At 54.8% G+C, this 25340-nt stretch carries 24 protein-coding genes; 9 read left to right on the plus strand and 15 right to left on the minus strand.

What is annotated here, in order from left to right; all coding sequences use genetic code 11:
• Positions 1–50 precede the first annotated feature (50 nt).
• Both ACYVHB_RS20370 and ACYVHB_RS20375 read right to left on the minus strand, forming a co-directional pair.
• Positions 51–305, minus strand: a complete 255-nt coding sequence (locus tag ACYVHB_RS20370; RefSeq protein WP_461053630.1) for a hypothetical protein — start codon at positions 303–305, stop codon at positions 51–53.
• Complete coding sequence (locus ACYVHB_RS20375; RefSeq protein WP_461053631.1) at positions 245–3079, minus strand: TonB-dependent receptor; 2835 nt, start codon at positions 3077–3079, stop codon at positions 245–247. Before ACYVHB_RS20375 ends, ACYVHB_RS20370 begins: the two co-directional genes overlap by 61 nt.
• A gap of 215 nt (positions 3080–3294) precedes the next feature.
• Between ACYVHB_RS20375 and ACYVHB_RS20380 the strand changes: the two genes are divergently transcribed.
• Complete coding sequence (locus ACYVHB_RS20380; protein ID WP_461053632.1) at positions 3295–3597, plus strand: hypothetical protein; 303 nt, start codon at positions 3295–3297, stop codon at positions 3595–3597.
• Positions 3597–4472 (plus strand): RNA polymerase sigma factor, encoded by an 876-nt coding sequence (locus ACYVHB_RS20385; RefSeq protein WP_461053633.1) that lies wholly within the window; start codon positions 3597–3599, stop codon positions 4470–4472. Before ACYVHB_RS20380 ends, ACYVHB_RS20385 begins: the two co-directional genes overlap by 1 nt.
• Positions 4473–4642: 170 nt before the next feature.
• Here ACYVHB_RS20385 and ACYVHB_RS20390 read toward each other — a convergent pair whose 3' ends face one another.
• Positions 4643–5512 carry a LysR family transcriptional regulator gene (locus ACYVHB_RS20390; RefSeq protein ID WP_461053634.1) on the minus strand — a complete coding sequence of 290 codons (870 nt, stop codon included), beginning with the start codon at positions 5510–5512 and terminating at the stop codon, positions 4643–4645.
• Positions 5513–5657: 145 nt separating this feature from the next.
• Here ACYVHB_RS20390 and ACYVHB_RS20395 point away from each other — a divergent pair, with 145 nt between their 5' ends.
• Positions 5658–6155, plus strand: coding sequence for a GNAT family N-acetyltransferase (locus ACYVHB_RS20395; RefSeq protein ID WP_461053635.1), 498 nt, complete (start codon positions 5658–5660; stop codon positions 6153–6155).
• Positions 6156–6305: 150 nt separating this feature from the next.
• On the opposite strand, the gene ACYVHB_RS20400 is transcribed toward ACYVHB_RS20395, so the two are convergent.
• Entirely contained in the window at positions 6306–6881 is a 576-nt protein-coding gene (locus tag ACYVHB_RS20400; RefSeq protein WP_461053636.1) for a Crp/Fnr family transcriptional regulator, read from the minus strand.
• A 187-nt stretch (positions 6882–7068) separates the two neighbouring features.
• On the opposite strand from ACYVHB_RS20400, the gene ACYVHB_RS20405 reads away from it, so the two are divergent.
• Positions 7069–7902: an SDR family oxidoreductase gene (locus ACYVHB_RS20405; protein ID WP_461053637.1), complete on the plus strand. Its 834-nt coding sequence runs from the start codon at positions 7069–7071 to the stop codon at positions 7900–7902.
• A gap of 88 nt (positions 7903–7990) precedes the next feature.
• On the opposite strand, the gene ACYVHB_RS20410 is transcribed toward ACYVHB_RS20405, so the two are convergent.
• From ACYVHB_RS20410 to ACYVHB_RS20460, 11 genes are all read right to left on the minus strand, one after another.
• The gene (locus tag ACYVHB_RS20410) at positions 7991–8374 is read right to left on the minus strand and encodes a type II toxin-antitoxin system VapC family toxin (protein WP_461053638.1); all 384 of its coding nucleotides are present in this window, start codon (positions 8372–8374) and stop codon (positions 7991–7993) included.
• Complete coding sequence (locus ACYVHB_RS20415; RefSeq protein ID WP_461053639.1) at positions 8361–8597, minus strand: hypothetical protein; 237 nt, start codon at positions 8595–8597, stop codon at positions 8361–8363. The genes ACYVHB_RS20410 and ACYVHB_RS20415 overlap by 14 nt, the downstream gene beginning before the upstream one ends.
• 87 nt (positions 8598–8684) lie before the next feature.
• A complete protein-coding gene (locus ACYVHB_RS20420) occupies positions 8685–10022 on the minus strand; it encodes a TldD/PmbA family protein (RefSeq protein ID WP_461053640.1) in 1338 nt (445 codons plus the stop codon).
• A gap of 9 nt (positions 10023–10031) precedes the next feature.
• A complete protein-coding gene (locus ACYVHB_RS20425; RefSeq protein WP_461053641.1) occupies positions 10032–11672 on the minus strand; it encodes a TldD/PmbA family protein in 1641 nt (546 codons plus the stop codon).
• A gap of 119 nt (positions 11673–11791) precedes the next feature.
• On the minus strand, positions 11792–13138 hold the full coding sequence (locus ACYVHB_RS20430) for a TldD/PmbA family protein (protein WP_461053642.1): 1347 nt from the start codon (positions 13136–13138) through the stop codon (positions 11792–11794).
• A 109-nt stretch (positions 13139–13247) separates the two neighbouring features.
• Positions 13248–14906: a TldD/PmbA family protein gene (locus ACYVHB_RS20435; RefSeq protein WP_461053643.1), complete on the minus strand. Its 1659-nt coding sequence runs from the start codon at positions 14904–14906 to the stop codon at positions 13248–13250.
• A gap of 256 nt (positions 14907–15162) precedes the next feature.
• Positions 15163–15573 (minus strand): hypothetical protein, encoded by a 411-nt coding sequence (locus ACYVHB_RS20440; RefSeq protein ID WP_461053644.1) that lies wholly within the window; start codon positions 15571–15573, stop codon positions 15163–15165.
• Between the two features lie 67 nt (positions 15574–15640).
• Positions 15641–15847, minus strand: a complete 207-nt coding sequence (locus ACYVHB_RS20445) for a hypothetical protein (protein WP_461053645.1) — start codon at positions 15845–15847, stop codon at positions 15641–15643.
• A 190-nt stretch (positions 15848–16037) separates the two neighbouring features.
• The gene (locus tag ACYVHB_RS20450) at positions 16038–17129 is read right to left on the minus strand and encodes an ATP-grasp domain-containing protein (RefSeq protein WP_461053646.1); all 1092 of its coding nucleotides are present in this window, start codon (positions 17127–17129) and stop codon (positions 16038–16040) included.
• 114 nt (positions 17130–17243) lie between these two features.
• Positions 17244–17717, minus strand: a complete 474-nt coding sequence (locus ACYVHB_RS20455; RefSeq protein WP_461053647.1) for a DinB family protein — start codon at positions 17715–17717, stop codon at positions 17244–17246.
• 19 nt (positions 17718–17736) lie between these two features.
• On the minus strand, positions 17737–18441 hold the full coding sequence (locus ACYVHB_RS20460) for an esterase family protein (RefSeq protein ID WP_461053648.1): 705 nt from the start codon (positions 18439–18441) through the stop codon (positions 17737–17739).
• A gap of 145 nt (positions 18442–18586) precedes the next feature.
• Between ACYVHB_RS20460 and ACYVHB_RS20465 the strand changes: the two genes are divergently transcribed.
• The 5 genes from ACYVHB_RS20465 to ACYVHB_RS20485 all read left to right on the plus strand — a co-directional run bounded on the left by ACYVHB_RS20465 (position 18587) and on the right by ACYVHB_RS20485 (position 25325).
• Positions 18587–19486, plus strand: coding sequence for an alpha/beta hydrolase (locus ACYVHB_RS20465; protein ID WP_461053649.1), 900 nt, complete (start codon positions 18587–18589; stop codon positions 19484–19486).
• 52 nt (positions 19487–19538) lie between these two features.
• Positions 19539–20393, plus strand: a complete 855-nt coding sequence (locus ACYVHB_RS20470; protein ID WP_461053650.1) for a glycoside hydrolase family 16 protein — start codon at positions 19539–19541, stop codon at positions 20391–20393.
• 292 nt (positions 20394–20685) lie between these two features.
• Positions 20686–23124, plus strand: a complete 2439-nt coding sequence (locus tag ACYVHB_RS20475) for an ELWxxDGT repeat protein (RefSeq protein ID WP_461053651.1) — start codon at positions 20686–20688, stop codon at positions 23122–23124.
• A gap of 114 nt (positions 23125–23238) precedes the next feature.
• Positions 23239–24978, plus strand: a complete 1740-nt coding sequence (locus ACYVHB_RS20480) for an alpha/beta hydrolase (protein WP_461053652.1) — start codon at positions 23239–23241, stop codon at positions 24976–24978.
• 14 nt (positions 24979–24992) lie between these two features.
• The gene (locus ACYVHB_RS20485; protein WP_461053653.1) at positions 24993–25325 is read left to right on the plus strand and encodes an HNH endonuclease; all 333 of its coding nucleotides are present in this window, start codon (positions 24993–24995) and stop codon (positions 25323–25325) included.
• Positions 25326–25340 lie beyond the last annotated feature (15 nt).

The following is a 25340-nucleotide window of genomic DNA, read 5'->3' on the forward strand; positions in this document are numbered from 1 at the left end:
ATAATCAAGGTAATATTGTTCATTCAACACGCTTCATAGTACATCTTTTATCAGTTCGACAACTGGTCGAAGGTAAGCGAAATGTAGTACATACCGCTGATGCTGGGGTAGCCCCAGGCCTGCGTATAGAGCTTGCCGGTCAGGTTGGAGCCGACCACTTTCACGACCGATTTCAGCGCGGGCAGCCGTTTGCTTATCTGCGCGTCGAGAGTGCTGTAGGCCGGAATAATCTGGGCACGGTTGCTCAGAACGGCCGCGCTGCGGAAGGTGGTCTGAAACTCGAAGGCCTGCTGATGCCGGAACACCGCGTTGAACCCCCAGCCCGACCGCCGGAAGTTGCGGTTGCCCAGCGCACATTGTACCGGTATTCGGGCGTGTTGAAGCTGGTCAGGTAGCCCACGGGCAGCTCGTCGGTGTTGGTCAGCGCATTATGAGCCAGATTGCCGCCGATTTGAAAATTACCCGGCAGCAGATAATCTAAACCCACGGCCCAACCTACGTTTTGCAGCAATACCGGCGAGTTCACCGGGAAACTATATACCGTGCGGGTGGTGCTGCTGAGCAGCGATAGGGGATACCTCGACTGGTTTTCCGTCCGGTCCTGCACCACAATCTGGCCCGTCTCCAGATTCAGAAAGCGGTTGTAATAAACATAGGCATCCACAAACAACCGATTGGCGATCAGGCTTTTGTAGCCAACTTCATACGTCTCTACCCGCTCCGGGTCGTAGCCCGCGCCGGTAAATGGTTTGAGTTGGGTAGCCGCCTGCGCCGGAGCCTGCCCCGCCTGCAACGCCCCGCCAAACGCCTGCAGGGATTCGAGGGTGTGTACCGGGTTGGTATCGAACTTGAAGCGTTGTTTCAGAAACGGCAGTCCGCCAATCAACTGCGCATTGGGCGTGTTCAACTGGATGTACTGCGACTGGGTCGTGGGGAAGCGAAACGCCCGTTGATACGACACCCGGAAATTATGCGTTTTGTCCACCGTCACCACCGCCGACAGACGCGGGCTGATCTGGGGTTTGAAGTTCTGATTTTTATCGTAGCGCAACGAACCGGTCAGTTTCAGCACACGAGCCAGCGTTTTGGCCACCTGAACGTACCCACCAAACTCATTGATGTTGAATTCGTTGCCGTCATCGTCGAGGGCAAACAGCGTCTTGCTCGAATTCAGCGCGTACTGCCGATAATTGCCGCCCACGATCAGTTCGACAGTGGCGGGGTCAACGAGCCGGTTGAAATTGTACATAAATTCGGCGTGGTATAGGTTCGTTTTATCTAAGAATTTAGCCCCTACTTTCGGTGGATCGCTGCTGAAATCGCCGGGAATGGCCCGTGCCGCCACGCCGTTCAGTGCCGCATCGAACGCGGGCGTACCCGGCACGAGCCGTCCCTGATCGGCCACTGCCCGCGCCTGATTGAGCCAGGTGCTTTGTTGCCCCGACGCAAATGCCTGAGCCGCCGACAACGCTGCCGCCTGCGATTGTCCACCGCCCAGCGCGGTCAGGTACGTAGTGGCGAAACCCGTGAGTGCGGTGTTGGCGTAGGTGCCGAAAAACTGCGGAAACCAGGCCGACGCCGAGCCTTTCCAGGCTTCATTGATTCCGGCCGCCAGCGTCCTAATGGCGTAGGCATCGCCCGACCGTTCCTGGGTGGTGTAGGCCCGTACGAAGAAATTGGACCCGCGCAGTTCGGCCTTGTACTGCCCCAGTGTAAAGCCCTTGAGATAATAGCGGTCAATACCCCCGTTTACGGTCGTACCGGTGCCCCGGTTAGCCTGTAAAATGGCCTCTACGTTGTCGTTCAGGCGGTAATGTAAGGAGCCGTTCAATTTCAGATTCTCCGTGTTGTAGCTAATCAGATCGCCCTCCCGGTAGCCGGTGCGGGCCACCTGCGCGTTGGGAATCAGCGTGTTGAATAATTGCTGGAGCATTTGACCCGTCAGTTGAGGTAGCGTCAGGCCGTTGAAGACGGGCGTGGTCGCAATGGCTCCCAAAAAGGGCGACGTGCCGCCCGCCCCCGTGCCCGGCTGGCTGTTACCGAACAGGCTGCTGTACAGATTGGCTGTTGCATCGCCGTCGCCGTACACGTTCACGCCATCGTACCCCTGATTTTGGGGAGTACCCGTCAGCAGCGTGGTGCCGTTGGAAAAACTCTGGTCGCGGTAGTCGGTAGCCTGCCAGTCGCGGGCTTTGATGTAGGAGGCATTGAGCTTAAAGGCCCACTTGTTATTGAAGGCTTTGGCGTAGCGAATCGCCCCATCGAAAAAAGGCGTCGTGGCTGCGGCCGGCGTTCCGGTTGTCCGATTGCTGGCGTTCATCACTCCGGTTTTGACGTTGGCGCTCAAGCCCTGGTACAGAAACGGGCTTTGGGAAGTCATCAGAATGATTCCATTGACGGCGTTTGGACCGTACAGCGCCGAGGAAGCCCCCGGCAGGAGTTCGACGCTTTCGAGGTCCAGTTCCGACGTACCGGCGATGTTGCCGACCGAAAAATTCAGCCCCGGTGCCTGATTGTCCATGCCGTCGGTGAGCTGCACTACCCGCACGTTGCCGCTTCCCGACCCGAACCCCCGTACCTGAGCGGCTTTGAAGGTTAGGCTGATGGTGGTTAAATAAACCCCTTTGATGTTGGCCAGCGCGTCGTAGAAATTGGCCGAGGGGGTGTTCCGGATCGCCCGCACGTCCATCTTCTCAATCGACACCGGCGATTGCAGAATGCTTTCTTCGACCCGCGAGGCCGACACCACCAATTCCTGACCCAGCGTAATCTGTTTGTCCAAGGCCAGGTTCAGGTTGGCCCGGCTCCCGGTAATGATGATGGGCTGCGCTTTGTAGCCGATAGACGAGACAACGAGCGTAAATGGCGTCGGCACCGCCGTCGTAAGCGCAAACCTGCCCTGCCCGTCTGTAATGGTCCCCGCCACCCGTCCGACGATGGCCAGATTGACACCGGTCAAGGCTTTATTCGTGCCCGCATCCGTTACGGAACCGGCCAAACGTACCTGCCCCAGCACCGGGCGGGTCAGCACCGTACCCAACGCTATGCTCAGGAGGATTAAGGAAAAGGTAGTGCGCATAGCAATGACGAATTGGCCGGTTTCTCTTCCAGTGACGTACCCAACCGGATCATCTGTACTGGATTAGTGAAAAAATTACCGGACAAAAGTCAATGTCGGCGCACCCGTTTCATTTGACATTTGTCAAATTCGCCTGAAAACTACTTTTTGGAGCTGAACTGTCACACCACTCCTTCTTTACTATCTAACGGGTATCACCAAACACAATTGATTGTATGGATACCAAAAATCAGGTAATCGAACTGGTTGTTTACCGGCTCAACACCGACCCGTCTGCGCACCGGGCAATCCTTATCGAACAAACCAATCAGGGGCTGGCCCAACTGGCGGGCTACCAGTCGCGGAAGGTGTATCAGGCCACCGACGACCCGCACCTGCTGGTCGATTATGTAGCCTGGGATACGCTGGAAAATGCTCTCGACGCGGCCGCCAACATGAGTAAAGTCCCGGAACTGGTCAACTTTATGAAGCTCATCGACAGCGTCGTGATGATGAAACACTTCACCGAATTCGTCTGATGGAAAATCCCTTCTCCGAACACTACAATCCGGGAACCGACCGGGAATTAGCCGATGCTGCCCTGAACGGGTCGAAGGGAGCACTGGAGGCACTCATAAAGCGGCATCAGCACTACATCTATAATGTGGCGGCTAAATTGGTGCTCAGTCCGTTCGACGCCGAGGATATTACGCAGGAGGTGCTGATTAAGGTGATCACAAAACTGGCTCAGTTCAGGGGGGAGAGCGATTTTAGAACCTGGCTCTACCGCATCACCTTCAACCATTTTCTGCAGATGAAAAAATACTGGTTGGAAGAAACCATTACTACCTTCGACCAGTACGGTGGGCAATTAGACAACATTGCCGATGAGGAACTTACGGCTCAGGAAAAAGCGGAACGCCGTGAATTTATTGAAGACGCAAAATTGAGTTGCATGAACGGAATGTTGCTGTGCCTGAACCGGCAGCAGCGACTGGTTTATGTGCTGGGCGAATTGTTTGGGATGGACCACACCCTCGGTGCTCAGTTGATAGGCATAAGCCGCGACAATTTCCGGCAACAACTGTCGAGGGCACGAAAAGACCTTTATCAGTTTATGCAGAACCGTTGCGGATTGCTCAACACAGCGAATCCCTGCCGTTGCGCTAAGAAAACGAACGGGTTCATTAAAGCAGGCTGGGTTGACAAACGAAGTCTGAAATTCAATACGGCTTATTTGTCCAGCATCAATCAGGTAGCTCCTGAAAAATCCACCAGTCTCGATACTGCACTGGAAATAGACTACGCCGAACTCTTCCGTAATCAGCCTTTTCAGCAGAAAGAACACGCTGAAAAGTTACTTTCTGCCTTTTTAACTAATAGTAAGGTTAACGATATTTTCGGCCTCGGTTAAGTAGGCAGCGCTACCTGATTCAGTTGGCCTAACTTCTTTTTTCTGGTTCATAGTACGTTATATACTTGCGTTTGTGACTATACGTTGGTGAAGCTCGGAATCTCGCGCACAGCAGATCAAAGAAGAAACCGGCGTAGACCCCGTTTGATGGCCGAAAACAGCAACGCCGGTCAACGCATGGTCTCGATGGCTGTTAGTGCATTATGCAACATGGGGCTGTGGTCGTGTTTGCGCCACAACATAAACAGCGAAGTCTGGTCGGGTAGGGGCAGAAAACGGACGCCCGTTGGTGAGCCGCTCGCGTAGGAAAGCGGCATGACCGACAAACCCAGCCCCTGCGCGACTAAGCTGAGGATGGTAGCCCCGAACTCGGACTCTACAACAACTTTAGGCTGGAAACCGTACTGCCCGAAGATGTTGCGCAGCGTGGTGGCATACTGCGTGGGCCTGGCGAGGGAAGGCAGTATAAACGCAGCCTCTTTCACTAAGCCCAATCCATTAACCGCAGCGTTCTGCATGGGATGACCAGTTGGAACAACCAGCGCAAACGACTCCGTGGATACTTTGGAAAAGGCAAGTAGCTGACTGACGGCGGGTTCGCGCCGGAAGCCGAGATCAATCTGATGACTCAGCAGGATTTGCTCCACATCAATCGTGTTTACTTCCAGTAGCTCAACCTGAAGTTCCGGGTACGTTTTTGTCAGCACTAATAGCAAACCGGGCAGTACGGAATGGGTAATGGACCCCGGATGACCAATGCGAAAGGTGCCCATCTCGCCCCGGCTGATCTGTTGGGCCTGTCGCTGAATGGTGTCGATAGTGGGGAGTAGTCGTTGCCACTCCTGCCGCATAAACTGCCCGGCCGCCGTTAGTTCCACTTTTCGCTTCGTGCGCTCGAACACCAGAAATCCCAGTTCTTCTTCCATCCCCTTAATGTGGCGGCTCAGTGCCGACTGGGTAATGTTTAATTTATCGGCCGCTCGCCAGAAGTGCAGTTCATCGGCCAAACCCCAAAAGTAGCGTATCTGTATCAAGTCCATGGGGCGAAACAAGCTTCACTAATTCAGTTTCTGCATTAGTTGGCGAGAAAATAACATTTTTTGGACTTAATGCAGTGCGCACCTTTGCCGGACCAAGCGAATCCGTCGCGTTGGTCGATTTGCAAATCATTCCCCACTGATGACGATGTCTGTTCAAATTAAGCCTTATTCCGCCCCGTATCAGCAACAGGTAGTCGACCTTATTCTGGGTATTCAGCAGGGTGAGTTCGGCATTCCGATATCCATTGAGGATCAGCCCGATTTGCTCAGCATCGATACGTTTTACCAGGTCAATCAGGGTAATTTCTGGTGTGCTGTCACCCCAGCCGGGCGGGTCGTCGGTACCATTTCGCTGATTGACGCTGGTGGGGAGTTCGGTACCATTCGGAAGATGTTTGTCCACGCCGACTACCGGGGCCGGGAATTAGCCATTGCTACCACGTTGCTTGGAGTACTCGAAGCCCACGCGACGGGCGTTAACCTGAAAACGCTCTACCTCGGTACGCTGGACATACTGACAGCCGCTCAGCGGTTTTACGTCAAAAACAACTACACGCTCATTGCTGCGGATGACTTGCCCGCAGCGTTTCCAAGGATGCGATTGGATAACCGCTTCTTCAGCAAGAAGTTAGCCGTTAACTGACCCGTACGAGCTAAATGATATCGGGTTAATTCATCGGCTGGACTTTGTCTGTAACGCCGTCCGTATTGCCAGCGTTAGCACGCTATGGCTAATAGGGTTACCCGTGCCTGGAAAACAAACTACACAGAAAGGTGAACAAGCGCACCGGCGTTATTTAACGTGGATCAGATTTGCCCGAACGCGGCTTAGGGTTTCGAGGGTGATGCCGAGGTAAGAGGCAATGTGCGTAAGCGGGACGCGATTAATTAGGCCCGGAAACATGCGCAGGAAATTGGTATACCGCTCCTGGGCTGTGTGAAACTGCAAGGCAAACAGCCGGTTTTCCAAAATCACAAAGTTGTCGAGTGTACTCAGTCGGCCCGCCCGCTCTAAGGCGTGCGACCGCTCGAACAGTTGCGCCAGTTTCTCGTGGTGGACACTGTAGACACCGGTGGGTTCGAGGGTTTCGATGTTGAAGCGCGACGGTTGCCGGTTGATGAGACTGTCCAAATCGGTGAGAAACATGCCGTTGGTGCCAAACCAGGTCGTCACGTCGCGGCCGTCTTTGTAGTAGAAATTACGGGCCCGACCGTCGGCCACGAAATACAGGTAGTTGCACACCTCGCCCGCCCGCATCAGCAGGTAGTGTTTCGGGTAGTCGTGCCGAACGGCCACCTCAGCTACAAACGCCCGGTCGGCGTCGGTGAGTGGTTGAAACTTTTCTAAATGAGAAGCAATCGGGTTCATAAACATAAGGCGATTGCCAAACGGCTTCGGGCACGTCACGGCCTGACTGAATCGCTGCCTATTTGATAATTATCAAAGGATGAGACCAGTAGAACGTTGAAGTTTGCGACTGCTCTTCCATAATCGCAAAAATAGTCTATTCAATCCGGGTATTGTTAAATAAACACGTTCTTAACGGCTCAAGCAAATGCGAATTGTTTTCATAACCGGTTGCGCCAACGGCATTGGTCGGCATTTAGCTACTGTCTTTTATCAACGGGGCGATGCCGTCGTCGTTACCGACGTTGACGAAGCGGGCATCCGCACGCTGACCGCCACCTGGGACCCCAACCGGGTACTGGTAGCCCGGTTAGATGTTCGGGACCGGGCCAACTGGCAGCAACTCATCGACCAGACGCTGGCCCGCTGGGGCCGCATCGACGTTGGCCTGAACGTAGCGGGGGTGTTGCGGGTGGGGTACGTCAGTGAATTCGATCCGGCCGACATCGACTTCATCTTCGACATCAACGTGAAAGGCGTTCTGTTAGGCTCGCGGCTCCTGACCGAACAGATGGTGAAGCAGGAGAGTGGTCACCTCATCAACATAGCTTCGCTGGCGGCTCTATCCCCGGTGCTGGGCATGAGCCTGTACTCGTCCAGCAAGTTTGCGGTGCGGGCTTTTACGCTGGCGGCAGCGGGGGAACTGCGCAGTCAGGGTGTGCGGGTGTCGGTGGTTTGTCCCGATCTGGTGGCTACCAATATGCTCACTCAACAGATCGACCAGCCCGAAGCGGCCCTGTCGTTTACGGGTTCGCGAACATTGACGGTGGGGGACGTGGAACGGGCGGTGCTGCACGATGCGCTGGAACGAAACCGGGTCGAGATCATCATTCCGGCCAGTCGGGGCTGGCTGAGTAAGCTTGGTAACGCGTTTCCGGGCCTGCTGTTCCGGGCTGCCGGGGACCTGACGAAAAAAGGACGGGCGAAACAAAAGCAGTACGCAGCCGACTTAACAAATCACGCACATCGGGTAACTGATTGACTGTTCAGCTAACGGATGTCAAGATGCAGTTCGATGCAATAGTTATCGAGCAGCTTGACGCCAGTTACGCGTGGGTTCATTCTGGTTTTCACTTGTCAAACGGATTAATGATAGTTACCAACTCATCTAAATCCGCAAAATCGCTAACATTTCTCGTTACCAACTGGCAATCGTATTCACGCGCCGTAGCCAGAATAATGGCATCAGGTAATTTGATTCTACGAAATTTGCGGTAGGTAATAACTCGGTCGGCTATAGACTGCGTAACAGGCAGACGTTGTAACGAATTGAACAATGTATTTGTGAATGATTCCTCAATTACGTCAGTAAATTTATAACCAACTACTTCCATATACGTCACTAACGAAACGTGCAACATATCCCCCGGTTGGGCGAAGTCACTTACTGATAGCGTCCGCTTTGATAAGTAGATGGCGATATTGCTATCGAGCAGTAACTTATTCCCACTCATCGCGAATCTGTTTCTGCCATTCAGACGGGTCTCTAATCGCTTTGAAAAAATCAGGAGACGCCTGATCGGTCAGCAGTTGATTAATTGAGTCGAAATTTGATGTTGGATTAGATGGCTTCAGTTCACGAATGATTACTTCCACGTCTTTACCCAACAAATCATCCACATCTGATAGTTGGATAGTAGCGCTGTCCAGATGGATGTAATAGGTGTGCGAAACCATAGTCAGATAGGTATCAATGAATACAAAGGTAGCTAAATCATGCCTGCCGTGTCCACATAGTTCATTGTGAGCCACGGCAGGCACAGTTTACACCGCATCCGACAAACTCGTAAACGTAAATTCGCGAATTTTCATTGGCGGAATCAGATAGCTCTGGTTCGACTCGGTGCTCAACACGCGCTCGGGTTTGCCCAGCGTTTCGAGGTTGTTGAGCATGATAATCGGACTTTCGTTGAAGCGGAAGTTCTTGACCGGATGCTTGATCTTTCCGTTTTCGATGTAAAACGTCCCGTCGCGGGTGAGACCCGTGAGCAGGATCGTTTGCGGATCGACCTCACGGATGTACCAGAGTTTAGTGACCAAAATACCGCGCTGGGTGCTCTTAATCATGTCTTCCAGCGATGCCGAGCCACCGGCCATAATCACGTTGTTTGGACTGGGAACGTCTTTCTTGCCCTGCTTTTGCGCCCAATACCGCGAATAAGACAGGTTTTTGACGATACCCTTGTCGATCCACATCGTTTTTTCCTGCACCCGCCCGTCACCCGACCACGGCGACGCGGGTAGATCGGCGTTTGTTGGGTCAGAGTAGATCGTTACGCGCTCGTCCACAACCTTATCGCCCAACCGGCTTTTACCACCCGCCTTGCTAAAGTACGACCGGCCTTCGTCGGCGGAGCGGGCATCCATATTGAAGAAAATGTTTTCGAGCAGTACCACGGCGGCTGTCGGCTCCAGAATAACGGTGTACTTGCCCGGCTCAATGGCCCGCGCTTCGGCCGATCCCTGCGCTTTCTGCATGGCAATGCGCGTGGCAGCGGCCGTGTCCAGCTTGCTGACGTCGCTGTAGCCCCGCGCCACGTAGCCCGACCCTTTGCCGTCGGGCGTGCGGATGGTCAGCGTGAAATTAACGTTGGTGCTGGGGTAGTACGCAAACAGGCCCTTCGAGTTCATCATGGCGTTGTAGCCGTACTGGTCTTCCATGAAACCGGCGGCCGTGAGGTTGGCTTCCCGCGACAGTTGCAGGCTTTTGGCGACGGCCTCGGCCCGTTTGTCGGGCGTGAGGGTGGCCGTTGAGTCAAAAAAGCCGTTCGCCTTCAGGTACTGCTGGGGTCCCAGGAGGCCAACGTATTCGGGGTTTTCGGGCGCGAGCTGGGCCAGTTCTTCGGACCGGCGCACGACTTTTTCGAGCGATGCATCGTCGAACTCGTCGATGGTGGCCACGCCGACTTTTTTGCCAAATGCCGACTGCACCTGTAAGTTCTGGTTAATAAGCGACCCGCTGGTGCTGACCTCGTTGCGGGCGTAGCGCAGGTTACCGCGTTCTTCGCCGAGGAGGTTCACTTCGCACTCGTCGGCTTTGGAGTAACTCAACACCTTTTGCAGTAAGGTCTTCGCTTCGGATTCGGTGAGTATGATGGCCATGTCTGAGGTTTAAATCTTCCTTGCCGTGTTGATTACGTTGACGCCGTTGAAACGCGTGGTGCTGCTGCCGTGCGAAACGGCGCTGCTTTGGCTGGGCTGGCCCTTGCCGTCGAAAAACGAGCCACCTAAGCGGTAGTCTTTCTCGTCGCAAACCTGCACGCACGAGTTCCAGAATTCCTGGGTGTTCGATTGATACGCCACATCTTTGAGCATTCCGGCGATTTCGCCGTTTTTTATCTCGTAGTACAACTGCCCGCCAAACTGGAAGTTGTACCGTTGCTGGTCGATGGAGAACGAGCCGTCGCCGATGATGTAGATGCCTTTTTTGACGTCTTTAATCATCTGCTGCACCGACAGCGGTGTTTTGCCAGCCGCCAGCGATACGTTGGCCATGCGCTGAAACTGCACCGAACTCCAGCTATCGGCGTAGCAGCAACCCTGTGATTCGGCCTCGCCAATGATGTGCACCTGATCGCGGATGGCCTGATAGTTGACAAGCGTACCGTCCTTGACCAGATCCCACTGCTTGGTTTTCACGCCTTCGTCATCCCAGTCGACCGCACCCAGCGAACCGACCTGCGTTTTATCGGCGAGCAAATTCACCTGCTTGCTGCCGTAATTAAAGTTTTTCGACTGCCATTTGTCGAGGGTGGCGAAGCTGGTTCCGGCGTAGTTGGCTTCGTAACCCAGCACCCGGTCGAGTTCGAGCGGGTGGCCGACGGATTCGTGGATGGTCAGCCACAGGTGCGAGGGGTCGAGCACGAGGTCGTACTTGCCCGCTTCGACCGACTTGGCCGCATGCTTGGCGCGGGCCTGTTTGGCGGCTGCCGTCACGTCTTCGAGCATATCGTAACCCTTATTATAGCGGGTTGTGATGCCCGTTACCTTGTCGGCGGGGTTAGCCTGTAAATACTCATAACCCATACCCATTGGCGCACTCAGCGATTGCCGCGTCTCAAATTTACCTGTCTTGGGGTCGATGGCGGTAACCGTAAAGATGGGCCACATCCGGTGAATATCCTGATCGGCATACGTCCCGTCGGTGGTGGCTAAGTACTTTTGTTCGTTGACCATGAACAGCACCGAGTTCACGTAGTTGGCCCCGTTCTTCAGTGCCGACGCGTTCACGGCCATCAGCAGATCGACCTTTTCTTTGATCGGTACTTCAAAAGCATTTTTGGTAATTGGTGCTTTCCAGCTAACCTCGCCGTAACCTTTCTGCGGAGCTAACTGCACGGGCTCCTTCATTAGCCGGGCATTGGCTTTGGCAATGGCAACCGCTTTTTCGGCGGCTTTGGCCACGTCGGCTTCGCTTTTGGCATCGACGACGGCGGCAAATCCCCAGCAGCCATCGGCAATCACGCGGACGCCCACGCCGTAGGATTCGGTGTTGACGATGTTCTGCACCTTGTCTTCACGCGTCACCACAAACTGGTTCAGGTAGCGGCCGATGCGCACGTCGGTGTAGGTAGCCCCCCGGCTCTTTGCCGCGTTCATGGCGGCATCAGCAAGGCGCTTTTTAGTGGCTACATCAACCCCGGATTCCAGCAGAGCTTCAGGAGCAATGGTACGCGAAAAGGCGGGTAGAGAGGGGAGAAGGAGGCCTGTGGCACCCATCCCCAGTAGTTGGTTGAAATCTCGGCGGTTCATTGTGGTGGCTATTTAAACATAGAGGTAACAGAGACGGTCCGCCGTAGCGGTTTACACGGAGAGCACAGAGCTTCCCCGTCTACTACGTGAGAAATTCTGTGCCTCTATGTTTAAGAAAACTATACTGCGTCCGACAAACTGGTGAATGTGAAGTCACGGATTTTTAGCGGTGGAATCAAGTGACCACCCGCCCGGACGGGCTTGCCCATTGCTTCGAGGTTGTTGAGCATGATGACCGGGCTTTCGTTGAAGCGGAAATTCTTGACCGGAAACTTGATCTGCCCGTTTTCTATATAAAACGTCCCGTCGCGGGTGAGGCCGGTGTAAAGCAGCGTTTGCGGGTCCACGGCGCGGATGTACCACAGGCGCGTGACCAAGATGCCTTTGTCGGTGCCTTTAATAAGATCAGCCAGCGATTGGGTGCCGCCCGCCATGATGATGCCGCCCGGTGGAGGAACGCCCTTTACGCCTTTTTTATCAGCCCAGAAGCGCGAGTAATACATATTTTTAACCACGCCTTTCTCAATCCAGGTTACCTTCTCCTGCGGCCGACCGTCACCCCCGCCACCCCCGAAGCGACCTCCGCCCCCGCCAAACGGGGCCAGCGGCAGTTCCGCGTTCATTGGGTCGGTATAGATCGTCACGCGCTCATCGAACAATTTCTCGCCGAGCCGCGTACCGCCCCCTTTCTTACTCAGAAACGACCGGCCTTCGTCGGCGTTGCGGGCATCCATGCTGCCCATCATGTTTTGCAGGAGTTCGACCGAGGCCGTTGGCTCCAGAATGACGGTGTATTTGCCTGGTTCCAGCGCCCGCGCCGTCGACGAGGCCAGCGCTTTTTGCATGGCAACTTCGGTGGCGGCTTTAGTGCTCAGCTTACTCACGTCGTTCACGTCGCGGGCCGCGTAGCCTGAGCCAGTGCCGTCGGCTGTGCGAACCGTAATCGAGAAGTCGACGCCCGTAGCGCGGTTATAGCCGAACAGCCCTTTGCTATTGCCGATGGCCGTGAACCCGGTCGTATCTTCCATGTAGCCAGCCGCCGTCAGGTTCTTTTGGCGGCAGGGATCGAGGCTGTCAAAGGTAGCTTTGGCCCGGAAGTCCGGCGTTATTTTGTCAGTACTCTCGGCGAACGTGGCCGTTTGCAGGTACGTTTGTGGACCCAGCATCGGCACGTATTCGGGGTTTTCGGGAGCCAGCCGGGCAATTTCTTCGGCCCGCCGAACGGTTTTTTCCAGCGACGCATCGTCAAACTCGTTGATGGTCGCCGTGCCTGACTTCTTACCGAACACGGCTGTCACGCCCAGCGACAGGTTGCTGGATTCGCCCGACGTCGAAACCGAATTACGGGCGTAACGAATGTTGCCGGTACGGTCGCCGGACAGACTTACGAACGTCTCGTCGGATTTGGCATACCCCAGCACCTTATCAATAATTTTCTTTGCTTCTTCTTTCGTTAAAATGGCCATGTGCTTAGTTTGTGATTTGTGCGGTTCCCCGCCGGGATTTGTAGTTTGCTGTGGCGACAACCACGAACAACAAACTACAAATCCCGGCGGGGAACCGCACCAACTATTTTTAAATCTTCCGTCCGGTATTAATGACATTCACCCCGTTGAAGCGGGTGGTAGCGCTGCCATGCGAAACGGCGCTGACCTGACTGGGTTGGCCCTTGCCATCGAAAAACGAGCCGAAGGTGCGGTAGTCATCCTGGTCGCAAAGCTGGGCGCAGGAGTTCCAGAATTCCTGCGTGTTCGACTGATAAGCTACGTCATCGAGCATGCCCACGACCTCGCCATTTTTGATTTCGTAGAACAGTTGACCGCCAAACTGGAAGTTGTAGCGTTGCTGGTCAATGGAATATGACCCGCGCCCGATGATGTAAATGCCCTTTTCAACGCCTTTGATCATGTCAAATACCGACCGTTTTTCGGAACCTGCTTTGAGCGATACGTTGGGCATCCGCTGAAACTGCACCGAGTTCCAGTTGTCGGCGTAGCAGCAGCCGTGCGATTCCTTTTCGCCGATGATGGCCGCCTGATCGCGGATGGCCTGGTAGTTCACTAAAATCCCGTCTTTTATCAAATCCCACTGTTTGCAGGGAACGCCCTCGTCGTCGTAGCCGACCGTGCCAAGCGTGTGCGGCTGCGTTTTGTCGGCCACAATGTTAACCAGCGGACTACCGTATTTGAACGACTTAGTTTTCCACTTGTCGAGGGTGGCGAAGCTGGTTCCGGCGTAGTTGGCTTCGTAGCCCAGCACCCGGTCGAGTTCGGTGGGGTGCCCAACCGATTCGTGGATGGTCAGGCCGAGGTGGTTGGGATCGAGTACAAGATCGTATTTACCCGGCTGCACGGTTTTGGCCGTCAGTTTTGCCTTAACCTGTTTGGCTGCCAGCGTGGCATCTTCGACCATGTCGTACGAATTTCGATAGCCGACTAAGCCGCCGGGTGCCGAAATTTTCTCGGTTGCTAAGCCATCTAAATATTCATAACCCATGCCCATTGGCGAGGAGAGCGCATCGCGGGTTTTGAACTTACCCGTTGCGCGGTCTACCGCCGAAACGGTAAACGTCGGCCAGACGCGGTGCACGTCCTGGTCGATGTAGGAGCCGTCGGTGGACGCAAAGTACTTCTGCTCGTTGACGAAGAACAGGTTGGATGTCACGAAAGCCGCGCCGTTTTTCACGGCTTCGCTGTTGACCTTCATCAGCAGATCGACTTTCTGCCCAACGGGAATTTCAAACGCGTTCTTCCGGATGGGCGTCTTCCAACTCACCTCACCAACGCCTTTCTGCGGGGCCAGCACGACCGGTTCGGTTTGCACCTTAGCGTTAGCTTTAGCAATGGCCACGGCCGTTTCGGCACATTTGGCGATGGCATCGGGGGTGACGTCACTGGTGGCGGCAAAACCCCACGTGCCGTTCACGATCACCCGGATGCCGACGCCGTAGGACTCGGCGTTGACGATGTTCTGCACTTTCTGTTCGCGGGTAAACATAAACTGCTGTAGATACCGCCCAATGCGTATGTCGGTGTACGTAGCTCCCCGGCTTTTGGCCGCGTTAAGGGCAACGTCGGCTAATCGTTTCTTCGCGGCCACATCGTCGCCGGAACCCCGGACGGCCGCTTCGAGCAGGTAGTCGGGGGCGACTGCGTTGCCCAGAACGGGAATCGAAGCGGTCAATAACCCGCCCACGCCCATGCCGGACAACCAGGTGAAATCTCGTCTATTCATTTATTAAGGTTAGCTTATTTGGTCCACACGTTGATGAACAAGTGCTGCTCATTGCGCCGTGAAACGCGAATATGGCCAAAAAAGGCCAGTGCATTTATATGGTCTTTTGATTTTATGACGAATGGCACGTCCGTGTTCGGTTAGAATTGGCCAATACTATTCTGTCAATAACTTATTTGGCCGCGTTTAAAACATCAAAAGCGACGCCCGCCATATTGATAATGACAGGCGTCGCTTTTGACAAAGATGGCGACGTTTACTTTAACCGGACCAGCGTTCGGATGGCGGTGGCGGGCTGGTTAACCCCAAGTTCGTAGAAGTTTTCGACGCGCAGTTCGTTGCCTCTCCCTTCAAAAATATACGGGGCTGCCACACCAAGGCTGGAAAAAGGTGCCTTAACAAGAATTTTTCCGTCGCCAAGTATATATGTCCACAAGTCGCCGTTTTTGGGAGGAGTATAGCCACTCGGATAAACTTGTTTACTCCATTTTACGAGCAACATTCCCAACACATTTTGCCTTTGGAATTCCGGATTGAAGGTGAGCGTGTCTTGCCGGGCTGATTTCTCAACCCACACGCCGGTCAGCGATTGGGGCGTAATGGTCTCAGGTTGACGGCAGGACGCAATCGTGAGTGCGACAATCAGGAGCGTAAGAAGTGGACGCATGGTCGTGGTTTTCAGAATAGGATTCATCCAATACCCAAACGGTTGGAACCCGTTCCGTCAACGCTGCCTACTTTGCTGCTTTTGTTTCGTCAACAATGCGTTGAACGCGCTCAGCGGGCAGGTCGGGGTACTGGCGAGCCAATGCCGCAATGTCGATTCCCTGCTGATGGGCAATCCTGAGCATTGTCCGAAAGGCTTTCTCCTGACCTTCCTGCCGACCCTCTTGCCGACCTTTAATGACTCCCTCTTCTATGATCTGATCGTATGTGCTCATAATAGTAGTTGCGTTGCTCAGTGGGACGAATAAAGTTTCAAAAAATGCTTTAGGTCGAAGGTCGAGATTTTTAGATAGGTAAACAACCGTCGTGGTCAGGTAGTTTCTGCCGGTTTCGGCTTAAAAACAACGAAGTCGAATAGCATCTATTCGACTTCGTTGCTGACGCCCAGCGTGTTAACTATAATCGTTACTTCTTTGCTTTTTTAGGCTTCTCTTCCTTTTTCTCGTCCTGTTTTGGCTTAGCCGCTTTAACGACTTTCGGCTCTTTCTCTATGACTGGTTCGCCCACATCAACGCCCTTGGTTTTCTTAACGGGTGCATCCAGCGAACCCGGTCCCTGTGTGGAGTTGCGCACGAACGTTCCCCACGTCAGATTGTCACCGCCTTTCTGCGCCCGTTTGGCCCGCTCAATGGCCATGTTAGCTGCGGCTTCCACTACCCACTCAAAATTAGATTGCCCCACCGAATGCACGTCGGCGTCGGGGGCAGGGTTGCAGAAGTCGATGGCGATGGGAATACCGTCGCGCACGGCAAACTCAACCGTATTGAAGTCGTAGCCGAGGCCGTGGTTCAATTTTAGCACGTACTCTTTGATAGTCGCCAGCAGTTTTTTGCCCGCGTCGCCGGTTGCTTTCAACTCCGCTGCGTAGCGCAGGTGATGCACGTTCCGTGGTTCGTAGGGCATAATCAGCACGTCTTTACCGCCAATGCAGTAGCAACGCACATAATCTGTGAAGTCGATGGCTTCCTGATACAGCATGACCAACTGCCCGGTTTCGTTGTAAGACCGGAACATCTGCTCCTTGTTGTCTACTTTATAGACGCTCTTCCACCCGCCCCCGGCATGGGGTTTCATAAATGCCGGGAAGCCAATGTGGTTGAAAATAGCGTCCCAGTTCATGTGATCCAGATTGCGGAACGAGTTGTGGTTGGTATCGTCGGGGCGCTCTTTGGACGGCAGCAGAATTGTTTTCGGCACCGGAACGCCGAGTTGAACGGCCAGCGCATTATTGAAGAACTTCTCGTCGGCGCTCCACCAAAACGGGTTGTTGATGACGGCCGTACCGGTCAGGGCTGCATTTTTCAGGTATGCTTTATAGAACGGCACGTCCTGCGAAATACGGTCGATAATGACGGCGTACTCGGTCGGAACGCTCTGCTCGACCTGGTCGATGCGGACGAACTCGGCGGGGAAGTCGCTCTGCTTCTCATTGACGCGATCAACGAATGCCTGGGGAAAGGTGTTTTCCTGTCCGAAAAGGATGCCTATTTTTTTCATGTCTGTGAGTAGCCGTCTAAGCTACGTGGAGGTTAGTTAGTAGGTTGAATCAAAATGATACCCGGACATGGCCGATGATGCGCCATCGGACTGGCGCACCAGTCCAACCAAGTATTATAACAAGGTTTTTAAGTGATGTTCTAAATGAGCGACGTAATCTTCGATGAGCCAGCCCAGCGTTCTGTCGGGAACGTCTGACTGACTGAACCGAATCTGTTTGCTGAGACTGTCAACCGGCAATGCTTCGGTCACGTAAACAATCTGGACGTTCAGGCTGCTCCACAGAGTTAACAAGTGCGCCAATGGCAACTGCTGATAGCGATTGACCTCCACCAGATCATCCTGTTGGTAGCCCTGAAGCAGATACGGCCTGTCGGCAAGGGGCGCATCCGTAAATCGTTTCAGGTTGTTCAGGGCCGAGTCGATCAAATGGCCGAGAATCTCTTTGCGCGACCACTTGCCCGGCACGCGTTGCGTCATATCGGCATCCGATAACGCGTTCACCCGCTCCGGCACCTGCGCAATGTGGTTACGGAGTCGGTCGAGGGCGTTTGTGATGGAGCCGGTTGGTTGGGCGTAGGCAGTCATGGGCCACATAAGGATACAATCAAATCATGCTCAAATACCTCGGGAACTGATCTTTCCAGACGGGCCAGTCGTGATTGCCCCAGGGCGTCACGTCGAGCTTGTGGCGGATGCCTTTGCGGTTCAGAATGCCCGACATCTGGTAGTTACCATCCTTGCAGAAATCGTGTTCCGACGTGCCCAGCACGATGTTCATGCGGTGAAACTCGTCGTTTTGTGCCCCCGGCATGAAGTCGGGCGGGTTGTTATAATACACGTTATCGTCGTAATAACCCCCCAGAAACGACCGGATGTTGAAGGCCGCGCCCATCGTGAGCAGGTGCCCGACCTGTTCGGGGTGCCGGAAGGCGAAGTTGAGCGCGTGATACCCCCCGAACGACGCGCCCGAAACGCCAATTTTCTGGACGTTGCACTCGCGCTGAATACCCGGCACCAGTTCTTCGTGCAAAAACTTATCGTACAAAACGTGGTTCCAAATGCGGGTGCCGGGGTGCAGGTGCTTGGCGTACCAACTGTCTTTGTCGATGCTGGCGATGCAATACAGTTTGACTTTACCCGTTTCCACAAACCAGCGGGCCGTTTCGGTGAGGCCAAAGTCTTTATACTCGTAATAATGACCCATCGAGGTCGGAAACAGCACAACGGGGTAGCCCCAGTTACCATAAACCAGCATCTCCATGTTGCGGCCGAGGTGGTGCGAATACCAGGTACGATAGTTTTCCTGCACGGTATTTTCTGAGAAAGAGAACGGTAAAAATATCGGCCGAAATTAGAGGAAATAGCTGGTATCGGCAAAAACAGGTCGGAGCCTATTCTAAAAATTGCCTATTTTGCGTATTGTGACATCCCTACTTCTCTTCGCAATTGCCCTTATGGCTCAACCGTTACCGGCCTCCGTCGTTGCCGAAAACTCCACCGTTACCGTCCGGCGCGACGATTCTCTGATTTCTGTACCCCTCAACCGAAGCGTTCGCTTAGACATCGTGCTACCGCCCGATTACCAGCAAACGGCCGCACCACTGCCAATTTTACTACTTAATGACGGGCAGGATCTGAAGTCGCTTCGCATGAAGGCCGTGCTCGATTCGCTCTATAAACAGCGGGCTATCCGGCCGTTTGTGCTGGTGGCCATTCACGCCGGTGACCGGATTCAGGAGTACGGCACCGCTGCCCAGGCCGACTACATGAAGCGGGGCGCTAAGGCGGGGTTGTACACTGATTTCGTTCTGACCGAACTGCTGCCCTACATCCGAAAACACTACCGCGTTAGCGATGACCCGGCGCAATGCGTGTTCGCGGGTTTTTCGCTCGGCGGGCTATCGGCCTTCGACATTGTGTTTCATCACCCGGATCAGTTTTCGCGGGCGGGCGTATTCTCCGGCTCGTTCTGGTGGCGCAGCAAAAAGTTCGACGGAACCTACTCCGACGATACCGACCGGATTATGCACCAACTGGTGCGGGCCGGTACGCGCAAAACCAACCTGAAATTCTGGTTCGAGGCTGGCACTGAAGACGAAACCAGCGACCGCAACAATAACGGCATTATCGACGCTATTGAAGACACAACCGATCTGATCGACGAATTGGTAAAAAAGGGTTACCGGCGCGATGGCACCGGCCAACCGGGCAGCGGCCAACCGTTCGATATTCGGTACGTGGAGATACCCGGCGGAAAACACAATCAGGATACGTGGAGCCGGATCATGCCCGATTTCCTGATGTGGGCGTTTGCTTTAAAAAGCGAAAGAATGAACGAGCGAAAGGGCGACTGAGTAGCCGCAATCTCTCCGCTTTGGTAATTACTCATTCGCTCTTTGTTTACGTATGAAAACTTTGACTCTGATGGCTTTTCTGTTTGCCCTATTACTGGCCTGCAAAGGTCCCGACATCTCTGTGCCTGCCATGCAGCCGCCCGTGACCGTCACACCTCCGGCGAGCGTAACGGCTCCATCGGCACCCCGCAAACTCGTTTGGGCTGATGAGTTCGAGAAGGCCGGTCTGCCCGACTCAACGAAGTGGGGATATGACGTTGGGGGCAACGGCTGGGGCAACAACGAACTTCAGTACTACACCGCCCGACGGGCCGAGAATGCCCGTGTCGAAAACGGTAAACTCATCGTTGAAGCCCGAAAGGAAGCGTACCAGGGTAAGAACTATACGTCCGCCCGGTTGCTGACGCAGAACAAAGCGACCTGGACCTACGGCCGGTTTGAAGCCCTGGCCAAACTGCCCAAAGGCGTTGGTACGTGGCCCGCCGTCTGGATGCTGGGCGTCGATAAGTCGGCGGCTGGCTGGCCCCGTCGTGGAGAAATCGACATCATGGAACACGTTGGTTTTGACGAAGGGGTAGTTCACGGCACCATCCACTCCGAAGCCTATAACCACGGGAAAAACACACAAAAAGGAAATCAGACGATTGTTCCTGATGTGGCCAGTGCGTTTCACCTGTATGCCATCGAGTGGACCGCCGACCAAATCGATTTTTTTGTCGACGATAAACTGTACTACACCGTTCAAAAATCGGCCCTGGGCGGGACGGAAGCGCAGTGGCCATTTTACCAGCCTTTTTTCCTGATTCTGAACGTGGCCGTGGGGGGCAACTGGGGCGGGCAAAAGGGTGTGGATGAGACCATTTGGCCGCAACGCATGGAAGTGGATTATGTGCGGGTGTATCAGTAGGAAAGGAGCGCATCGGAATAAAACAGGAAGGGAGCGACTGGCTAATGGGCTGGCTGCTCCCTTCCTGTTTTCAACTCATCTGTATCCACCGGCTCCGCTTGTTTCAACTAACGCAACGAATAGTACCCGTAGTACCCACTGCGGGCTGAACAGGGTAATTTTGACCCCCGTGGAACTACGCAGTTTAATCGGGAAAACCCTTGATAACAGGCCACTGCGTTGTTCCCAGGAAAGCAGGTCAGTAACTTTCCTAACGAACCTTAAACATGTAACCCTCAGCCAATTAAGTGCCATGAAACACAACTACAACCGGGCCACCCTACGGATCGCAGCCGCCCTGATCTGGTCGCTCCTGCTAACCGGCGCGTTGGCACAAAGGCCCGTTGCCCTGACAACGGGTGGCGCAGTGGGTAACGAACCGAAAGAGTTTGCTGCCTATGGCGGGGGGCTGTACTTTTCGGCTAAATCAGCAGCGGATGGTCTCGAAGTGTATTCGACCGATGGAACCCCGGCCGGAACCAGTTTGCTGACGAACATTAACACGGCGGCTGGCGCGGGGTCCGACCCCAACGAGTTCACCGTTTACCACGACCGGCTGTTTTTTACGGCGGCTACCGGCGCTACCGGGCGGGAACTGTGGGTAACGAACGGCACCGCTGGGGGTACGATGCTGGTGAAAGACATCTTCCCCGGCAGCAGTTCGTCGGATCCAAAGCAATTAACGGTCAGCAACGGTCGGCTGTATTTTGTGGCGCAGAACGGACCCCAGCGCGAGTTATGGACCAGCGATGGTACAACAGGCGGCACACGGCGGTTGTCGGACGAGCTGGGCGTACCGACGGGCGGAAGCAACCCGACTGAGCTTACCGCCAGTGGAAATAAGCTGTTTTACCGAATTGACTTTACCAACCTGTTGTGGATTACGGATGGCACGGCGGGCGGGACTCGTCTCGTTAAGGGTGGGCCGCTAAACCCGCTGAATCCAGACGGTCCCCGACTATTTATTTCGCTGGGCAACTTCATCCCGCTGAACGAAACGGGTAAGATTATCTTCCGGGCTAACTCACCGGGTACGGAAGATGAGCCGTGGGTAAGCGATGGTACGCCGGAGGGAACATTCTCTTTGGATATCTCGCCGGGCGGGAACGCTTCATTCCCCAACATCATCTCCGGCAGTAATACTGCTTACAATGGCCGGGTTTATTTTGTCGCGAGTCAAGCTATACCATCCAGTCCGGTCCGGACGGGACTCTTCGCGACCGATGGAACCGTGGGGGGAACCCAGTTTATAAAAAACGTCCCTATTGCCAATGAATTTGAGGTCCTCGATGGCAAACTGTACTTCTTCTCGGGGGGCGGGCTTTGGGTTACCGACGGGTCCGAAGCGGGAACCCTGTCGGTGAAGGTCCTGCCCGGTAGCCCAACAAAGTTGACGGCCGTTGGCGACAGTCTCTATTTCACAGTCAGCGGGTCGTTCGACAGCCGCGACCTGTGGGCTTCCGACGGAACAGCGGCTGGGACGATTCGCTTAGCCGACTATAACCTCAATGCCGAATCCATCCTGCGGAGCGTCAATGATCTGACCGGCTTCAACGATAAGTTGTACTTTACGGCCCGCCCCGGCCTGTCTGAACGCGACTTGTGGCGGTTGGATAACGTTAACCTGCCGCCCGTCGCGCCCGTTATTCCCAACGTCACCGGCACGGTAGGGGTGGGGTTCAACCAGGTAATTCCGTCTTTCACCGATCCCGAAGTGCTCCCGCTTTCGTACACCGTTGTTGGCCTGCCCGCTAATTTGTCGTTTAGTGGCGGTTCAGGCGGCATCGTCGCCGGTGTGCCCGTGGTGGCTGGCGTCTTTCCCGTTACCGTGTCGGCCCGCGACCGGAGTGGCAATGTCACGAGTGTTACTTACACAATTACCATCAACCCAATAGGGGGTGGAATGGCGTTCGCCTTGCTGGCTCCGACCTACAACTGCGCCAGCGGGTTTATCTCCTTCAACATCAGCGGGAGCAACGGTTCGCCGGTCGTTTTCAATGCACCCGGCATCCAGCGCGGTAGCCTGACGGCCTTCAATGGTACGGTGGAAGACGGCCTGCGCAACGATCCCAAGCCCATTGTGATTCAAGCCACGCAAAGCGGTACGACGGTGAGTGTCACGTTCGATCTGCCCGGTGCCTGCGGGGGTGGTCCGTCGCCGGGTGGTGCACTAACGCTGCTGGCCCCGACATACAACTGCGCTACGGGAGCCATTACCCTGAACACCAGCGGGGGCGACGGTTCGCCGATTGTGTTTAGTGCGCCCGGTGTGCAGCGGAGCAGCCTCACGGCGGCAACGGGCACGGTTGAGGACGGTTTGCGCAATGATCCCAAACCGATTTTGCTTCAGGCTACGCAAAGTGGCATAACAGTCAGCTACACCTTTAATCTGCCCGCTGCCTGTGGTTCGGCCCGCCGGGGCGTTGGCGAATCGGTCGCTGAACTGAGCGTTCGGGTATTTGCCAATCCATCCGTCAACGGAATCGCCGAAGTAGAAATTAGCGGGGCCGACGGTCAGCCAGTGCAGTGGACGGTGAGCGATACGCGGGGACGGGCAATCAGCGACGAGCGCATTGAGCGGGCGGCTCCGCTGGAGAAACGCACCATTCGGCTCAACGCCGAACCGGGCCTGTATTTTCTCCGGGTGAACACGACGACGCAGACCAAAACGATTAAAATTCTTCGTCAGTAATTTGGTTTATTTTCAGTCCTAAACGGTATGCCTTCCTGAATAATCCAGGAAGGCATACCGCTTTTTATGGGCTGATTAGTATCTTCCCGGTCGTAAGCCAACCTGCCTGTTTGTATGAAGCACTCACTACTGATTTTAGCCCTTCTGTTCGCCCTCGCCGTTAACGCTCAGCCGGTTGGCCCGGTCACGTTCTCCGTCATGTTTCCCGCTTCGCAAACCAAAGATTCGCTCGACGGGCGCGTGTTGCTCATACTGGCCAAAACCAATAAGACGGAACCCCGCCAACAGGTTAGTGACGCCATCGAAACGGCGCAGTTATTCGGTGTCGACGTGAACGGGCTGAAACCCGGTCAGGCGGCTGTGGTTGATGCAAATGCATTTGGTTATCCGAAGCGCAGCCTGCGCGATTTACCGCCCGGCGACTACTACGTACAGGTGGTGTTGCATAAATACGAGACGTTTCAGGTGAAAAACGGACCCAACGGAACCCGGCGTACCGTCAAGCTGCCGATGGACCGGGGCGAAGGGCAAAACTGGCGCACGGCTCCCGGCAACCTGTTCAGTAAGCCGCAGAAAATTACGCTTCGGGCCGGGGCGACGCAATCCGTTGCGGTGGTGATGGATCAGGTAAATCCGGCGCTTCCGACTCCGAAAGACACGAAATTTATTAAGCACATCAAGATCCAGAGCAAACGCCTGACCGAGTTCTGGGGGCGGCCTATGTACCTCGGCGCGCACGTGTTGCTACCCGCCGGGTTTGTTGAGCACCCCGAAGCACGCTACCCGATCTGCATTAACCACGGCCACTTTCCGGCCGACTTCGACGGTTTCAGCGAAACGCCCCCAGTCGCTAACATGGACACGACCGATTACATCGAGCGGTTTAAACTCTACGGCTACAAGAAAATAGTGGCGCAGGAAGCGCATGACTTCTATAAAAAATGGACCAGCAAGGACTTCCCGCGTATGCTGATCGTGGAGATTCAGCACGCCAACCCGTATTATGACGATTCCTACGCCGTGAACTCCGAAAATCTCGGTCCCTACGGCGACGCCATCATGTATGAACTGCTGCCCGAAATTGAGCGGCAGTTCCGGGGTATTGGGCAGGGCTGGGCACGGTTTACGTATGGCGGGTCCACGGGCGGCTGGGAAGCGCTGGCCGCGCAGGTGCTCTACCCCGACGAGTTCAATGGCTGCTTTGCCGCCTGCCCCGACCCCATTGCGTTCGATGCCTACACGGTGTTCAATCTGTATAAAGACAAAAACGCGTACTACAGTGAAGGCCCGTTCCGGCGGACGCCCCGGCCCGGTCAGCGCAATTACCTCGGCCAGGTGAAAGTGACTCTCGAAGAAACCAACCATCGCGAACTGGCGCTGGGCACGCACAGCCGCTCCGGCGATCAGTTCGACATCTGGGAGGCTGTTTACTCCCCCGCCGGACCCGATGGCTACCCCAAACGAATCTGGAACAAGCTAACCGGCGAAATAGACACCACGGTAGCGGCCCATTGGCGCGATCACTATGATTTGCTCCACATTCTCCGGCGCGACTGGAAAACGCTCGGCCCCAAAGTCGTCGGCAAAATTCACCTCTACTGTGGTGATATGGACAATTATTACCTCAATAATGCGGTTTACCTGATGGAGGATTTTTTGAAAGGGGTTCAGAACCCGGCGGCTAACAGCGAAGTGACCTATGGCGACCGCGCTGAACACTGCTGGAACGGCGACCCCACGCAACCCAACTACATCAGCCGTCTGCGCTACAACACCATGTACGTGGACAAAATCCTGAAGCGCATCGAAATGAACCACCCGCCCGGCGCAGACTTAAAAAGCTGGCGGTATTAAGCGTACTCATTGCTATGAATTTACCACATACCTTAAACGGAAACCGGATTCTCAAACGGCTGGATTTCAACTTACTGCGGACCAAGTACAACAACCACCGGCGCTTACAGGTATTCGCAAAAAAAGGAACGGCCTGCGTACGCTGTGGGGTTGAGGGCGTCCACTTACTGTCGTCCGTTGATCCGGGGAAAGGGCATCACGTCGATCTGTACACGGCTGATTTCACGCTCATGACAATCGACCATATCGTTCCCAGATCTAAAGGTGGCGAGAGCACCCTGGCCAATTACCAGCCAATGTGCCAGCACTGTAACGCCCGGAAAGGCAATACCCTGGAGGAACTGTAGAAACGCGACACTTCG

This window comes from Spirosoma arcticum, assembly GCF_054779955.1.

Excerpts from the sequence above, each read along its gene's own strand:
- ACYVHB_RS20400 (WP_461053636.1), bottom strand. The coding sequence starts at position 6,881 with ATGAACCCGATTGCTTCTCATTTAGAAAAGTTTCAACCACTCACCGAC.
- ACYVHB_RS20475 (WP_461053651.1), top strand. The coding sequence starts at position 20,686 with ATGAAACACAACTACAACCGGGCCACCCTACGGATCGCAGCCGCCCTG.
- ACYVHB_RS20470 (WP_461053650.1), top strand. The coding sequence starts at position 19,539 with ATGAAAACTTTGACTCTGATGGCTTTTCTGTTTGCCCTATTACTGGCC.
- ACYVHB_RS20430 (WP_461053642.1), bottom strand. The coding sequence starts at position 13,138 with ATGGCCATTTTAACGAAAGAAGAAGCAAAGAAAATTATTGATAAGGTG.
- ACYVHB_RS20465 (WP_461053649.1), top strand. The coding sequence starts at position 18,587 with ATGGCTCAACCGTTACCGGCCTCCGTCGTTGCCGAAAACTCCACCGTT.
- ACYVHB_RS20435 (WP_461053643.1), bottom strand. The coding sequence starts at position 14,906 with ATGAATAGACGAGATTTCACCTGGTTGTCCGGCATGGGCGTGGGCGGG.
- ACYVHB_RS20395 (WP_461053635.1), top strand. The coding sequence starts at position 5,658 with ATGTCTGTTCAAATTAAGCCTTATTCCGCCCCGTATCAGCAACAGGTA.
- ACYVHB_RS20485 (WP_461053653.1), top strand. The coding sequence starts at position 24,993 with ATGAATTTACCACATACCTTAAACGGAAACCGGATTCTCAAACGGCTG.
- ACYVHB_RS20385 (WP_461053633.1), top strand. The coding sequence starts at position 3,597 with ATGGAAAATCCCTTCTCCGAACACTACAATCCGGGAACCGACCGGGAA.
- ACYVHB_RS20445 (WP_461053645.1), bottom strand. The coding sequence starts at position 15,847 with ATGAGCACATACGATCAGATCATAGAAGAGGGAGTCATTAAAGGTCGG.
- ACYVHB_RS20380 (WP_461053632.1), top strand. The coding sequence starts at position 3,295 with ATGGATACCAAAAATCAGGTAATCGAACTGGTTGTTTACCGGCTCAAC.
- ACYVHB_RS20410 (WP_461053638.1), bottom strand. The coding sequence starts at position 8,374 with ATGAGTGGGAATAAGTTACTGCTCGATAGCAATATCGCCATCTACTTA.
- ACYVHB_RS20480 (WP_461053652.1), top strand. The coding sequence starts at position 23,239 with ATGAAGCACTCACTACTGATTTTAGCCCTTCTGTTCGCCCTCGCCGTT.
- ACYVHB_RS20425 (WP_461053641.1), bottom strand. The coding sequence starts at position 11,672 with ATGAACCGCCGAGATTTCAACCAACTACTGGGGATGGGTGCCACAGGC.
- ACYVHB_RS20420 (WP_461053640.1), bottom strand. The coding sequence starts at position 10,022 with ATGGCCATCATACTCACCGAATCCGAAGCGAAGACCTTACTGCAAAAG.
- ACYVHB_RS20455 (WP_461053647.1), bottom strand. The coding sequence starts at position 17,717 with ATGACTGCCTACGCCCAACCAACCGGCTCCATCACAAACGCCCTCGAC.
- ACYVHB_RS20390 (WP_461053634.1), bottom strand. The coding sequence starts at position 5,512 with ATGGACTTGATACAGATACGCTACTTTTGGGGTTTGGCCGATGAACTG.
- ACYVHB_RS20415 (WP_461053639.1), bottom strand. The coding sequence starts at position 8,597 with ATGGTTTCGCACACCTATTACATCCATCTGGACAGCGCTACTATCCAA.
- ACYVHB_RS20440 (WP_461053644.1), bottom strand. The coding sequence starts at position 15,573 with ATGCGTCCACTTCTTACGCTCCTGATTGTCGCACTCACGATTGCGTCC.
- ACYVHB_RS20405 (WP_461053637.1), top strand. The coding sequence starts at position 7,069 with ATGCGAATTGTTTTCATAACCGGTTGCGCCAACGGCATTGGTCGGCAT.
- ACYVHB_RS20375 (WP_461053631.1), bottom strand. The coding sequence starts at position 3,079 with ATGCGCACTACCTTTTCCTTAATCCTCCTGAGCATAGCGTTGGGTACG.
- ACYVHB_RS20450 (WP_461053646.1), bottom strand. The coding sequence starts at position 17,129 with ATGAAAAAAATAGGCATCCTTTTCGGACAGGAAAACACCTTTCCCCAG.